At 60.4% G+C, this 13,097-nt stretch carries 15 protein-coding genes; 8 read left to right on the top strand and 7 right to left on the bottom strand.

Annotation, left to right across the window (positions count from 1 at the left end; all coding sequences use genetic code 11):
- Nucleotides 1–145: 145 nt before the first annotated feature.
- The 3 genes from BLU71_RS19640 (at nt 146) to fdhA (ending at nt 3,232) form a co-directional block, all read left to right on the top strand.
- Nucleotides 146–778, top strand: a complete 633-nt coding sequence (locus BLU71_RS19640; protein ID WP_083353720.1) for a sarcosine oxidase subunit gamma — start codon at nt 146–148, stop codon at nt 776–778.
- A gap of 220 nt (nt 779–998) precedes the next feature.
- A complete protein-coding gene (purU, locus tag BLU71_RS19635; protein WP_039757644.1) occupies nt 999–1,856 on the top strand; it encodes a formyltetrahydrofolate deformylase in 858 nt (285 codons plus the stop codon).
- Between the two features lie 176 nt (nt 1,857–2,032).
- A complete protein-coding gene (fdhA, locus tag BLU71_RS19630; protein ID WP_016772834.1) occupies nt 2,033–3,232 on the top strand; it encodes a formaldehyde dehydrogenase, glutathione-independent in 1,200 nt (399 codons plus the stop codon).
- A gap of 49 nt (nt 3,233–3,281) precedes the next feature.
- On the opposite strand, the gene BLU71_RS19625 is transcribed toward fdhA, so the two are convergent.
- The 3 genes from BLU71_RS19625 to BLU71_RS19615 all read right to left on the bottom strand — a co-directional run bounded on the left by BLU71_RS19625 (nt 3,282) and on the right by BLU71_RS19615 (nt 4,385).
- Entirely contained in the window at nt 3,282–3,494 is a 213-nt protein-coding gene (locus BLU71_RS19625) for a cold-shock protein (RefSeq protein ID WP_083353719.1), read from the bottom strand.
- A gap of 265 nt (nt 3,495–3,759) precedes the next feature.
- Nucleotides 3,760–3,975, bottom strand: coding sequence for a cold-shock protein (locus tag BLU71_RS19620; protein ID WP_083353718.1), 216 nt, complete (start codon nt 3,973–3,975; stop codon nt 3,760–3,762).
- A gap of 89 nt (nt 3,976–4,064) precedes the next feature.
- Entirely contained in the window at nt 4,065–4,385 is a 321-nt protein-coding gene (locus BLU71_RS19615; protein ID WP_083353717.1) for a hypothetical protein, read from the bottom strand.
- A 343-nt stretch (nt 4,386–4,728) separates the two neighbouring features.
- On the opposite strand from BLU71_RS19615, the gene BLU71_RS19610 reads away from it, so the two are divergent.
- Nucleotides 4,729–5,292, top strand: coding sequence for a DUF2780 domain-containing protein (locus tag BLU71_RS19610; RefSeq protein ID WP_083353716.1), 564 nt, complete (start codon nt 4,729–4,731; stop codon nt 5,290–5,292).
- Nucleotide 5,293: 1 nt separating this feature from the next.
- Here BLU71_RS19610 and BLU71_RS19605 read toward each other — a convergent pair whose 3' ends face one another.
- A complete protein-coding gene (locus BLU71_RS19605; protein WP_064365309.1) occupies nt 5,294–6,181 on the bottom strand; it encodes an acyltransferase in 888 nt (295 codons plus the stop codon).
- Nucleotides 6,182–6,516: 335 nt separating this feature from the next.
- Here BLU71_RS19605 and BLU71_RS19600 point away from each other — a divergent pair, with 335 nt between their 5' ends.
- From BLU71_RS19600 to creD, 4 genes are all read left to right on the top strand, one after another.
- Complete coding sequence (locus tag BLU71_RS19600; RefSeq protein ID WP_065616526.1) at nt 6,517–7,023, top strand: ATP-dependent zinc protease; 507 nt, start codon at nt 6,517–6,519, stop codon at nt 7,021–7,023.
- Nucleotides 7,024–7,092: 69 nt separating this feature from the next.
- Nucleotides 7,093–7,773 carry a two-component system response regulator CreB gene (gene creB, locus BLU71_RS19595; protein WP_064365307.1) on the top strand — a complete coding sequence of 227 codons (681 nt, stop codon included), beginning with the start codon at nt 7,093–7,095 and terminating at the stop codon, nt 7,771–7,773.
- Nucleotides 7,773–9,191, top strand: coding sequence for a two-component system sensor histidine kinase CreC (gene creC / locus BLU71_RS19590; protein WP_083353715.1), 1,419 nt, complete (start codon nt 7,773–7,775; stop codon nt 9,189–9,191). Before creB ends, creC begins: the two co-directional genes overlap by 1 nt.
- A gap of 232 nt (nt 9,192–9,423) precedes the next feature.
- Nucleotides 9,424–10,791: a cell envelope integrity protein CreD gene (gene creD / locus BLU71_RS19585; protein WP_083353714.1), complete on the top strand. Its 1,368-nt coding sequence runs from the start codon at nt 9,424–9,426 to the stop codon at nt 10,789–10,791.
- Between the two features lie 181 nt (nt 10,792–10,972).
- Here the strand turns inward: creD and BLU71_RS19575 are convergent, their stop codons facing one another.
- From BLU71_RS19575 to BLU71_RS19565, 3 genes are all read right to left on the bottom strand, one after another.
- On the bottom strand, nt 10,973–11,602 hold the full coding sequence (locus BLU71_RS19575) for a glutathione S-transferase (protein WP_083353712.1): 630 nt from the start codon (nt 11,600–11,602) through the stop codon (nt 10,973–10,975).
- 129 nt (nt 11,603–11,731) lie between these two features.
- A complete protein-coding gene (locus BLU71_RS19570; RefSeq protein ID WP_080902439.1) occupies nt 11,732–11,911 on the bottom strand; it encodes a hypothetical protein in 180 nt (59 codons plus the stop codon).
- Nucleotides 11,908–13,038 (bottom strand): PepSY-associated TM helix domain-containing protein, encoded by a 1,131-nt coding sequence (locus BLU71_RS19565; RefSeq protein ID WP_065616530.1) that lies wholly within the window; start codon nt 13,036–13,038, stop codon nt 11,908–11,910. The genes BLU71_RS19570 and BLU71_RS19565 overlap by 4 nt, the downstream gene beginning before the upstream one ends.
- Nucleotides 13,039–13,097 lie beyond the last annotated feature (59 nt).

Raw genomic sequence — 13,097 nt, 5'->3', positions numbered from 1 at the left:
GGAGTGCAGTCGCACCGCGGTGACTTCATCGCGAGCAGGCTCACTCCTACAGGTGATCGCGTACCCCTTGTAGGAGTGAGCCTGCTCGCGATAGCGGTAGATCTGCCTACACAGGGCTCAAGTCAGAATTCAGCAAAGGTGCTTTATGACCACAGCCAACGTGTACCAACAACGCCCGACCACCGGTGCCCGTGCCGAGTCGTCGCTGCACCATGCCGACCTCGCCAGCCTGGTCGGCAAGGGCCGCAAGAACGCCGGGGTGATCGTGCGGGAAAAGAAACTCCTCGGCCACCTGACCATTCGTGGCGATGGTCACGATGCAGCGTTCGCTGACGGTGTGCACAAGGCGCTGGGCATTGAATTGCCCGGCGCTCTGAGCGTGATCGTCAAAGGCGAAACCAGCCTGCAATGGATGGGCCCGGACGAGTGGCTGCTGATCATGCCGAGCGGGGAAGAATTCGCTGCCGAGCAGAAACTGCGCGAAGCGCTGGGCGATCTGCACATTGCCATCGTCAACGTCAGCGGCGGCCAGCAGATCCTCGAACTGAGCGGGCCGAACGTGCGACAGGTGCTGATGAAATCCACCAGCTACGACGTGCACCCGAACAACTTCCCGGTCGGTAAAGCGGTGGGCACGGTGTTCGCCAAGTCGCAGCTGATGATTCGTCACACCGCCGAAGACACTTGGGAATTGCTGATTCGTCGCAGCTTCTCGGATTACTGGTGGTTGTGGTTGCAGGATGCGTCGGCTGAGTACGGCCTTAGCGTTCAGGCCTGAAAGATCAAGAGCTACCCCCTCACCCCAGCCCTCTCCCCCAGGGGGGGCGAGGGGGAAAGGGAGCCGATCTCGGGTGTTTTTGTGATCTATATTCACCCGCGATATTTCAGGTCGGCGTAGCTCGAAAGAGCACCACGGTCAGTCCCCTCTCCCTCTGGGAGAGGGCTAGGGTGAGGGGAAAACCCTGACGCCCCGCACAAAAAACAGGAGTCACCGCACCATGAGCCGCGCCCCAGACACATGGATTCTGACCGCCGACTGCCCCAGCGTCCTCGGCACGGTGGACGCGGTGACGCGTTTTCTGTTCGAGCAGGGCTGTTACGTCACCGAGCACCACTCGTTCGATGATCGCCTCTCCGGGCGCTTCTTCATTCGCGTGGAATTCCGCCAGCCGGACGGTTTTGACGAGCAATCTTTCCGCGCAGGCCTGGCCGAACGCGGGCAGGCGTTCGGCATGCTCTTCGAGCTGACCGCGCCGAACTACCGGCCGAAAGTGGTGATCATGGTCTCCAAGGCCGATCACTGCCTCAATGACTTGCTCTACCGCCAGCGCATCGGCCAGTTGTCGATGGATGTGGCGGCGGTGGTGTCCAACCATCCGGATCTCAAGCCGTTGGCCGACTGGCACCAGATTCCCTACTACCATTTCCCTCTCGACCCCAATGACAAACCGGCGCAGGAGCGTCAGGTCTGGCAGGTGATCGAAGAGGCCGGTGCCGAACTGGTGATCCTCGCCCGCTACATGCAGGTGCTGTCGCCCGAGCTGTGCCGCAAGCTCGACGGCAAGGCGATCAACATTCATCACTCGCTGCTGCCGGGCTTCAAGGGCGCCAAGCCTTATCACCAGGCTTACAACAAGGGCGTGAAACTGGTTGGCGCAACGGCGCACTACATCAACAACGACCTCGATGAAGGGCCGATCATTGCCCAGGGTGTCGAGGCGGTGGACCACAGTCATTACCCTGAGGATCTGATTGCCAAGGGGCGCGATATCGAAGGCCTGACACTGGCGCGGGCGGTTGGGTATCACATTGAAAGAAGGGTGTTCCTCAACGCCAATCGTACGGTCGTTCTTTAGATAGCTATCGCGAGCAGGCTCACTCCTACAAGGGGTACGCATTCCAATGTAGGAGTGAGCCTGCTCGCGATAGGGCCATAACAAACAACGCAAAACCAACAAGCAGTAACCCGAGCACTTAACGCGCTGCCTGTCTGGGCAGCGCAGTTCCATAAAAACAACAGCGAGGTGAAAGCATGTCTGGCAATCGTGGTGTGGTGTATCTCGGCGCTGGCAAGGTCGAAGTACAGAAAATCGACTACCCGAAAATGCAGGACCCGCGCGGTCGCAAGATCGAGCACGGGGTCATTCTCAAAGTGGTTTCCACCAACATCTGCGGCTCCGACCAGCACATGGTGCGCGGCCGGACCACGGCGCAGACCGGTCTGGTGCTGGGTCACGAGATCACCGGTGAGGTGATCGAAAAGGGCTCTGACGTCGAGAACCTGAAGATCGGCGACCTGGTCTCCGTTCCGTTCAACGTGGCTTGCGGGCGCTGCCGTTCCTGCAAAGAGCAACACACCGGTGTCTGCCTTACCGTCAACCCGGCCCGTGCCGGCGGCGCTTACGGTTACGTCGACATGGGCGACTGGACCGGCGGCCAGGCCGAATACGTGCTGGTGCCGTACGCCGACTTCAACCTGCTGAAACTGCCGGACCGCGATAAGGCCATGGAGAAAATCCGTGACCTGACCTGCCTCTCCGACATCCTCCCGACCGGTTACCACGGCGCGGTCACTGCCGGCGTCGGCCCGGGCAGCAGCGTTTACATCGCCGGCGCCGGTCCGGTCGGTCTGGCCGCTGCGGCTTCTGCACGTTTGCTCGGTGCGGCGGTGGTGATCGTCGGCGACGTCAACACCATCCGCCTGGCCCACGCCAAGGCCCAGGGCTTTGAAGTCGTCGACCTGTCCAAGGACACCCCGCTGCACGAACAGATCGCCGCACTGCTGGGCGAACCTGAAGTCGACTGCGCAGTGGACTGCGTCGGTTTCGAAGCCCGCGGCCACGGCCACGATGGCGTCAAGGCCGAAGCCCCGGCTACGGTGCTCAACTCACTGATGGGCGTGGTGCGCGTTGCCGGCAAGATCGGCATCCCGGGCCTGTACGTCACCGAAGATCCGGGCGCCGTCGACGCCGCGGCAAAAATGGGCAGCCTGAGCATCCGCTTCGGTCTGGGCTGGGCCAAGTCCCACAGCTTCCACACTGGTCAGACCCCAGTGATGAAGTACAACCGCCAACTGATGCAGGCGATCATGTGGGATCGCATCAACATCGCCGAAGTGGTTGGCGTGCAGGTCATCAGCCTTGATCAGGCGCCGGAAGGTTATGGCGAGTTCGATGCCGGCGTGCCGAAGAAGTTTGTGATCGACCCGCACAAGTTGTTCAGTGCGGCGTAGGATTTTAACGCGGTACAAAACGGCGCCATTCAGGCGCCGTTTTTCATATTTACGATTCGATTTCGACCTCTTCAGCTTGCATTCCTTTCTGTCCTCTTGTGGCAACAAATGACACAGTTTGGCCTTCTTTCAAAGTTGTGCATCCTTGCGTTTGGATGGCTTTGAAATGGACGAAAAGATCATCGCCACTGACGGGGGTGATAAAGCCGAAGCGTTTTTCATCGTTAAACCACTTTACGGTACCGGTTTGTCTGTTTGACATGTCCATGCTTCCTGTTTGCTTTGTGTCTTGAATTCAGATTCGAGGGGGCACGACCTGGGTTTACCTGTCCAACAATTGCGAACCAGTCGAGCGTTTGTCGAATTCAAGATAATTCACTTGATTTCCGGCGGTAACTGTCAGGTTTGACAGTTTTTATAAACGTTTCGGAATAGCCGGAATATCGATCAGGAATGACCGGAACATGCCTCTGGCAAAGTTTTACCGCAGGCAAAACGGCGACCTCAGGGTCGCCGTTTTGCTTGGTTCATGGTTCAGGGCGGACTTGGGCTGCTTGCATTCCTTTCTGCCCCTTTTCGGCGACGAATGAAACTGTCTGTCCTTCTTTAAGGCTTTTGCGTCCGGCGCTCTCGATAGCCATAAAATGGACGAAAAGATCATCGCCGCCACCCTGAGGGGTGATAAAGCCGAATCCTTTTTCATCGTTAAACCATTTGACTGTCCCGGTTTGTCTGAGTGACATGTCCATGCTTCCTATGCTTTGAGTCTTGATTTCTGCGGTGCAGGTATTTCCATAAAAGGGCAACGTTCGGGTTGCTCTTTTTTTACGTGTTACTCTTTCTTTTCTTCAAACGAGCATTTTTTTACGTCTCCATCGGCGGCTGCGCAATCATCCGAGGTCCAGCCGGTTCCAGTGGCTTTGATCGGAGTACCGTTCCTGTAACCGGAGGAGACGCCAAGGTCGCCCTTGCCGTCGTAGCGACAAATGACGACGGAATCGTCGCTGTTCTTGTCTTGAAGGCGCGCAGAGGTGAAGGTGGCATCTTCGTTTTCTAGAGAGTGAGTAATTGAAATTGTCGGGCAAGTGGCTGCATAGGCGGTGCTCATCATGGCAAGACTGACCAAAACACCGGCGGTAATTGTCAGCTTCATTGTTTGTACTCCGTTACATGAAAGGAGCAGCAATGTTCTATGCATTGATGATCGCCGCCAACTGTCAGATCTGACAGTTTTTTAGTCTCTTTGGAAATATGGAGCCCAGTTGTTGGCGGACAAACGTCATAAAGAATCACACCGTTCTGCAGCGCTTACGCAGTGATCTCAGAAGCCGCCAGGGCCGCAATCTTTTTGATGATCTTCTGCGCATCAAGGCTGATCTGCCGGGCAATGATGAGAATGGGCGTGCGGGTGAGGAACATGCCAACCGATACCCGGTCAAACCGGCAGTTTCGCCGCCCGACAACGGGTCGTTTTTACAGCGCAAGAGGATGTCTGAATGAAGATTTCACGCGGTATTGCCCTGGCATCGCTCCTGACCCTGGCCGCCGGGCCGGTGTTTGCCGGTTTCAGTCTGAATGACGTCGCCGGTGCGGTAGCGGGGATGGAGGGTGGTGACAAGGCGGCCGCTGCGGCGCCGACCTCGGAGACCGCCGGTTTGCTCAGCGCCCTCAGTGCGCTGGATGTCACGCCGGAGCAGGCCGTAGGCGGCACCAGCGCGATGCTCGGGCTGGCGAAGAATCAATTGAGCAGTACCGACTACTCGCAACTGGCCAAGGAAGTGCCGGGCATCGACAAATTGTCCGGTGGCAGCGGCAATCTGGCGGCGCTCGGGGCGTTGCTCGGTTCGTCCGGCAAGTCCGCTGGGCTGGAAAATGCGCTGGGCAATGTCAAAGACACCAACGACCTGAACAATGCCTTCAGCGCATTGGGCATGGACAGCGGCATGATCGGCCAGTTTGCCCCGGTGCTCCTGCAATACCTCGGTCAGCAGGGCGTCGGCGGTTCGCTGTTGAGCAGCCTCGGCAACATCTGGGGCACCGGCGCCGGCACCGGCAGTTGAGTCAGCGGCGCTCGTTGCGCAACGCGACGATGCGCTGATCCTTCTCGGTCCAGAGCTGGTTGACCCAGTTCTGGACGCGCTGGCGGAACGCCGGATCTTTCTCGTAATCGCCCTGCCACAGCCCCGGGTCGAGTTCGCGGGTCTTGATGTCGATGATCACCCGCGGCACGTTGCCGCTGATCAGGTCCCAGAAGCCCGGAATCTTCTCCTGCGGATACACCACCGTCACGTCGAGCATCGCGTCGAGCTGTTCGCCCATCGCCGCCAGCACGAATGCCACACCGCCGGCCTTGGGTTTGAGCAGATGGCTGAACGGTGAGTCCTGCTGGGTGCTTTTCGCCAGGGTGTAGCGGGTGCCTTCGAGATAATTCACCACCGTCACTGGCTGGCGCTTGAACAGCTCGCAAGCGGCTTTGGTGATTTCCAGATCCTTGCCCGCCAGTTCCGGGTTCTTCGCTAGAAAGGCCTTGGTGTAGCGCTTCATGAACGGGTAATCCAGCGCCCACCACGCCAGGCCGAGAAACGGCACCCAGATCAGCTCTTTCTTGAGGAAGAACTTGAAGAACGGCGTGCGCCGGTTGAGGGTCTGGATCAGCGCCGGAATGTCGACCCAGGATTGATGGTTGCTGACCACCAGATATGACGTGTCGCGGCGCAGATCGTCGCCGCCGCGAATGTCCCACTGCGTCGGGATGCACAGCCGGAAGATCAGCTTGTCGATCTCGGCCCAGGTCTCGGCGATCCACATTACCGCCCACGATGCGTAATCACGCCAGCGCCCGGGCGCGATCAGCTTGAGCAGGGCAAACACCATCAACGGCCCGATCAAAATCAGGGTGTTGAGCAACAACAGCAGGGTGACCAAACAGCCGGTGAGCAGGCGGCGCATAAGCAACTCTATGAAGTGGCAGGGGCGGGCCATGATAAGCAGCTTCGCGCGACAGGCCAAATCGGCGCTGACGAATGTTTCACTTTTAAAGCGTTAGTCTTCAGCGCTGATGCGCAACCCTTGTGGCGAGGGAGCTTGCTCCCGCTGGGCTGCGAAGCAGCCCCAGGCACATGCGCTTCGGTGTGCCAGTAGAGTCGCAAATCAGGCTTTACGACGACTGCGTCGCCGAGCGGGAGCAAGCTCCCTCGCCACAGAGGTTGGCGCTACTCCAACTTCCGCACATTTGCGCGGTCTAGAATCTGGCGCTGAGCCCACTCTTTCAGGAAGCCCCTTACGTGAAATCCCTCCTTGCTCTGTTTGCCCTCGTCGCGCTGCCGGTCATGGCTGCCGAACCGACGCTGTACGGTCGCTACGAATACATCGCGCTGCCGGAAATCGGCGGCGAAGTACTCAAGGCCAAGATGGACACCGGTGCGCTGACCGCCTCGCTGTCGGCCAAGGACATTGAGACCTTCACCCGCGATGGCGAAGACTGGGTGCGTTTCCGCCTCGCCACCAAGGACGCCAGCAACAAGGTTTTCGAACACAAGGTCGCGCGCATCAGCAAGATCAAAAGCCGTTCCGACGAGGACGATGACGAGCGCGACGCCAGCGATGTAGCCAAGCGCCCGGTGGTCGATCTGGAACTGTGCCTGGGCAACGTCAAACGCACCGTGGAGGTCAACCTGACCGACCGCAGCCACTTCAACTACCCGCTGCTGATCGGCGCCAAGGCCTTGCGCGAGTTCGGCGCGGCGGTCAATCCGGCGCGGCGTTACACCGCCGACAAGCCTGACTGCTAAGTGGTCTGATTGACGTAACCCCGGGCTTGGGGCACCGTTCGCGCACCAACTGCCACGGGCTCGGACGCCATGCCGCACATCCTGATTGTCGAAGACGAAGCGGCGATTGCCGACACGCTGATTTTTGCCTTGCAGGGCGAGGGCTTCACCACCACGTGGCTGAGCCTCGGCGCGGCGGCGCTGGAGCATCAGCGGCAGACCCCGGCCGACCTGATCATTCTCGATATCGGCCTGCCGGACATCAGCGGCTTCGAAACCTGCAAGCAGCTGCGGCGCTTCACTGAAGTGCCGGTGCTGTTTCTCAGCGCGCGCGATGCCGAGATCGACCGTGTGGTCGGCCTCGAGATCGGCGCCGACGATTACGTCGTCAAACCGTTCAGCCCGCGTGAAGTGGCGGCGCGGGTCAAAGCCATCCTCAAGCGCATGGCGCCGCGCCCGACCCCGGAAGCAGGCGCAACGCTGTTTCGCATCGATCCCGAACGCGTGCAGATCAGCTATCGCGGCCAGCCGCTGAGCCTGACCCGCCATGAATTCCGTCTGCTGCAATGCCTGCTCGAACAACCCGAACGCGTGTTCAGCCGCGAGCAATTGCTCGATGCACTGGGCGTGGCCGCTGATGCCGGTTACGAGCGCAGCATCGACAGCCACATCAAAAGCGTTCGTGCCAAGTTGCGTCTGGTACGTGCCGAGGCTGAGCCGATCCAGACCCATCGCGGCCTCGGTTACAGCTACAGCCCGGTGCACAGCTGATGTCGTTGGGCCTGCGGATCTTTCTGGTGTACGTGCTGTTTGTCGGCCTGACCGGCTATTTCGTCCTTAACACGGTGATGGAAGAAATCCGCCCCGGCGTGCGTCAGTCCACCGAAGAGACGCTGGTGGATACCGCCAACCTGATGGCGGAAATCCTCCGTGACGATTTCAAGGCCGGCACCCTCAGCGAGAACCGCTGGCCGCAACTGCTCCGCGCCTATGGCGAGCGGCAGCCGCAAGCGACGATCTGGGGCTTGCCGAAGAATCAGGTCAACCATCGCATCTACGTTACCGACGCCAAAGGCATCGTCGTGCTCGACTCCAGCGGCGTCGCCGTCGGCCAGGATTATTCGCGCTGGAACGACGTCTACCTGACCCTGCGCGGCGAGTACGGTGCGCGCTCCAGCCGTAGCGATCCTGACGACGCGAATTCCTCGGTGATGCACGTCGGCGCGCCGATCCGTGACAACGGCAAGATCATCGGCGTGGTTACCGTGGCCAAGCCCAACAGCTCGCTGCAGCCCTATGTCGATCGCACCGAGCGGCGCTTGCTGTTTTACGGCGCCGGGCTGATCGGCCTCGGTCTGCTGTTCGGTGCGTTGCTGTCGTGGTGGCTGAGTCGTGCGCTGCACCGGTTGACCGGTTATGCCCAGGCGGTCAGCGAAGGCCGACGCGTGGAAGTGCCGCACTATCGCGGCGGCGAACTGGAACAATTGGCGATGGCGGTCGAGCAGATGCGCACGCAGCTCGAAGGCAAGGCCTACGTCGAGCGCTATGTGCACACCCTGACCCATGAATTGAAAAGTCCGCTGGCGGCGATTCGAGGTGCGGCGGAGTTGCTGCAAAGTGATATGCCGCCCGTCCAGCGTTTGCGTTTTGTCGCCAACATCGACAGCGAAAGCGCGCGAATGCAGCAGTTGATCGAGCGCCTGCTCAATCTGGCGCAGGTCGAACAGCGCCAAGGGCTGGAGGAACGGGTGGCAGTGCCGCTGGCGCTGTTGGTCGCAGAACTGCTCAGGGCGCAGGCGGCGCGAATCGAGGGCAAGCACCTGCGTATCGAGCAAACGATCGGCGAGGAACTGCTGCTGATTGGCGAGCCGTTTCTGCTGCGTCAGGCCTTGGGCAACCTGCTGGAAAACGCACTGGATTTCACCCCGACGCAGGGCCTGTTGCGCTTGAGTGCCGATCGGGTTGGCGAGCAGATCGAGTTTCGCCTGTTCAACCAGACCACGGCGATTCCCGATTACGCCTTGCCGCGATTGACCGAGCGTTTTTACTCGCTGCCGCGCCCGGACAGCGGGCGCAAGAGCACCGGGTTGGGGCTGAACTTCGTTGAGGAAGTGGTCAAGTTGCATGGCGGGGTGATGCGCATTGGCAATGTCGAAAATGGCGTTGAGGTAGCGTTGCGCCTGCCTTGAACTGATCCATGTGGCGAGGGAGCTTGCTCCCGCTGGGCTGCGAAGCAGCCCCCAATCCATACACCGCGGTTTATTCCGGTGTATTACCGACACCGGTTGCGACGACTGCGTCGCCGAGCGGGAGCAAGCTCCCTCGCCACAGGGCATGTGTTTCCACACAATCTCCATATTCCCCACACATTCCCTCCACACCGCATCACCAGACTCCTCCCATCCAAACAGGGAGAGTCCCATGAACAAGAATCTGACCATCAAGCTCGGCGCGATTGCCTTGCTGATCCTGCTGTTGCTGATCCCGTTGCTGATGATCGACGGCATCATCGATGAGCGTCAGCAACTGCGCGACGGTGTGCTCGAAGACATCGCCCGCAGTTCCAGTTACAGCCAGCAACTGACCGGGCCGGTGATGGTGGTGCCCTATCGCAAGATTGTGCGCACCTGGAAGACCAACGAAAAAACCAACAAGCGCTACGAGGACATCAGCGAGGTGCGCGGGCGTCTGTACTTTCTGCCGGAGCGCTTCGAACTCGACGGCCAGGTGCAGACCGAGCTGCGCAAACGTGGGATTTACGAGGCGCGGCTGTTCCACGCCGACAACCGTATCGACGGGCATTTTTCCCTGCCGGCACAGTTGGGCATCAAGGAGAATTTTGCCGATTATCAATTCGACGCACCGTTCCTCGCCGTCGGTATCAGCGACATTCGCGGCATCGAAAACGCGCTGAAACTCGAGCTCGCCGGTCAGCAGCTGGATTTCGTGCCCGGCAGCGAAGTGGCCTGGATTGGTGAGGGCGTGCATGTGACCCTCCCGGACCTCGACGCCAGTAAAGCCACGCAGCTGACATTCGGCTTCGACCTGCGCCTGCAAGGCACCGGTTCGCTGCGCGTGGTGCCGGTGGGCAAGACCAGCAGCGTCAGCCTCGCTGCCAATTGGCCGCACCCCAGCTTCGTCGGCAACTTCCTGCCGGCCAAGCGCGAGATCAACGATCAGGGGTTCAGCGCCGATTGGCAGACCTCGTTCTTCTCCACCAACCTGCAAGAGGCAATGGAGCGTTGTGTCGCTGGCGACTGTGACGCACTCAACGGACGCAGCTTCGGCGTCAGTTTCATCGATCCGGTGGATCAGTACCTCAAAAGCGATCGGGCGATCAAATACGCGCTGTTGTTCATCGTCCTGACCTTCGCCGGTTTCTTCCTCTTCGAAGTGCTCAAGAGCCTGGCGGTGCACCCGGTGCAATATGCCTTGGTCGGTGTGGCGCTGGCGTTCTTTTACCTGCTGCTGTTGTCGCTGTCGGAACACATCGGTTTTGCTCTGGCGTATCTGTTGTCGGCGAGTGGTTGCGTGTTGTTGATCGGCTTCTATGTCAGCCACGTGTTGCGCAGTGCGCGGCATGGATTGAGTTTTTCGGCCGGGCTGGCGGCGTTGTATGGCCTGCTGTACGGCTTGCTCAGCGCCGAGGATTACGCGCTGCTGATGGGCTCGCTGATGCTGTTCGGTCTGCTCGGGGTGTTCATGGTGCTGACGCGCAAACTGGACTGGTACGGGATTGGCGCGAAGTCGGCCAAGCCGCTGGAGTTTGATGTGGAGGCGATGCGATGAGCGGGTTGAGAGCTGAGCGCAGGGAAGTAGCGGTGTTGCTGACGCTGATTTTTGCAGCGCTGCCGCCAGAACCGAGGTGGTGCATTCGCGAGCAGGCTCGCTTCCACAAGGGATGCGGGTATGGCATCCATCCTGTGGGAGCGAGCCTGCTCGCGAAGAGGCCGGAACAGGCAGCGCAGCTTTAAGGCTTGGGCATCGTCGCCAGCATGGACGGCCGCTGACTCACTTCGAAATACCAGTTGGCCAGTTGCGGGTTGGCCGCGCGCCAGTCCATGTCCGGGAAGCGCAGGTCCAGATAGCCCAATGCGCAGGCCACGCTGATCGCCGCAACATCGAAATGGCTGGTCAGCTCGGCAATCGCCTCGCTCTCCAGCACGGCGAGGGCACGGCGGATCTTGTCGCGCTGGGCGTCGAGCCATTCGTCCCAGTGTTTTTCCACCGGGCGCAGGACGGTTTCATAACGCACCATCACCGAGGCATCCATGATCCCGTCGGCCATCGACGCCAGGGTCAACCGCCGCCAGCGCGCCGCGCCTTCGCGGGGGATCAGCGGATTGCCGACATGCTGCTGGTCGAGGTACTCAAGGATGACGCGGCTGTCATGGATGACATTGCCGTCGGCCAGGCGCAGGGCGGGGATCTTGCTCAACGGGTTGTCGGCGATCAGCGCCGGGTTCGGGCTGACCGGGCTGAGCACGCAGTCCTGCAGCGCGACACGATCCTGCTGACCGGTTTCGTGCAGCAGCACCATGACCTTGCGGACGAAGGGCGACAGGATGTTGTGGTACAGGGTCATGCTGGGGGCGGACATGGATGAACCTCGGTGGTCGGCGAAGAGCAGGAGATTAGCCGTAGGAGCTGCGGAACGCTGCGATCTTTTGATCTTGATTCTGCTTTTGAAAGCAAAAGATCGCAGCGTTCCGCAGCTCCTACAAGGATTTCAGCTTCGCCGCATTAATCCCTTTATGGCCAAAACCGCGGGCACACCAAGCCCGACCCAGCTCAACGCATCCCAGATCCCGTCCCCCAGCAATGCCGCAAACAGCCCTGCCGCACTGAGCAGGGCGATGACGATCGGCGTGCTGAAGACTTTCCAGAAACTCGACTGACGCGGCTTCATGCCGAGGCCTCCGCCGTTTCCAGCACAGGCCTGGTCGCCTTGCGCCGCACCACCCACAGATACACACCACTGGCCAGAACGATGATCGTCAGCACATCCAGCGTCGCCCAGAGAATCTTCATCGGCATGCCGCCGTAGTCACCAAAATGCAGTGGCTGCGACATGCCCATGGCGTCCATGTACCACGGCCGTTCGGCCACGGCGGTGACCTGCAAGGTCGTGGCGTCGATCAGCACCGGTGTCAGCAGGTGCGAAGTCAGGTGCGTGCCGCCCTTCATGAACACCGAGTAATGATGCTCGCTGGAAAAGCGCGTGCCGGGGAAGGCGATGAAATCCGGCTTCATCCCCGGGGCGACTTGCTCGGCGATGTCGAGCAAGCGGGTGGCCGGGGCCAGTTGCGTCAGCGGTGGTGCGTCGCGATACGGTGCGATCAGGGTGGTCAGTGCGTCGTTGCGCCACGCGGCAATCAGCAGATCGGCGCAGGCGCTGATCACTCCCGTCACGCCCACCACCAGGCACCAGGTCAGGGTCACGACGCCAATCAGATTGTGCAGATCGAGCCAGCGCAGTCTTGTCGACTTGTCCTGGCGCACGGTGCCGAACTTCAAGCGGCGCATGAACGGCAGGTACAGCACCGTGCCGGAGACGATGGCCACGACGAACAGCAGCCCCATGAACGCCAGCAGCAGCTTGCCCGGCAGCCCGGCAAACATGTCGACGTGCAGGCGCAGGATGAACAGCATCAAACCACCGTTGGCCGACGGGGTTTCCAGCGCTTCGCCAGTGCGTGCGTCGAGCATGAAGGTGTGCGAAGCGTTCGGCTCGGTGTCGGCGGTCTTGGCCATGATCGCGAACGCCGCGTTCGGCTCTTCGTCGTCATAGCCGAAGTACTGCATGACTTCGCCCGGGCGATGTTTCTGCGCGGCGTCGACCAGTTGCTGCAGGTTGAGTTGCGGCGTGTCGGCCGGCATCTCGCGCAGCTCCGGGGCGTTGCCCAGCAGATGATCGATCTCGTGGCTGAAAATCAGCGGCAGACCGGTCAGTGCCAGCATCAGTAGAAACACCGTGCAGATCAGGCTGGTCCAGGTGTGGATGAACGACCAGCGGCGGATGGTTTTACTTTTCATTGCATGACCTTCAAAAACACCAAAGCCGCCCGGTGCGGACGGCCTGGTAACAGGGCCTG

The organism is Pseudomonas moraviensis, from assembly GCF_900105805.1.
In the GTDB taxonomy this organism is placed as follows: domain Bacteria; phylum Pseudomonadota; class Gammaproteobacteria; order Pseudomonadales; family Pseudomonadaceae; genus Aquipseudomonas; species Aquipseudomonas moraviensis_A.
Note: the sequence above shows the minus strand (reverse complement) of the source record. Positions and strands in the feature narration are given on the sequence as shown.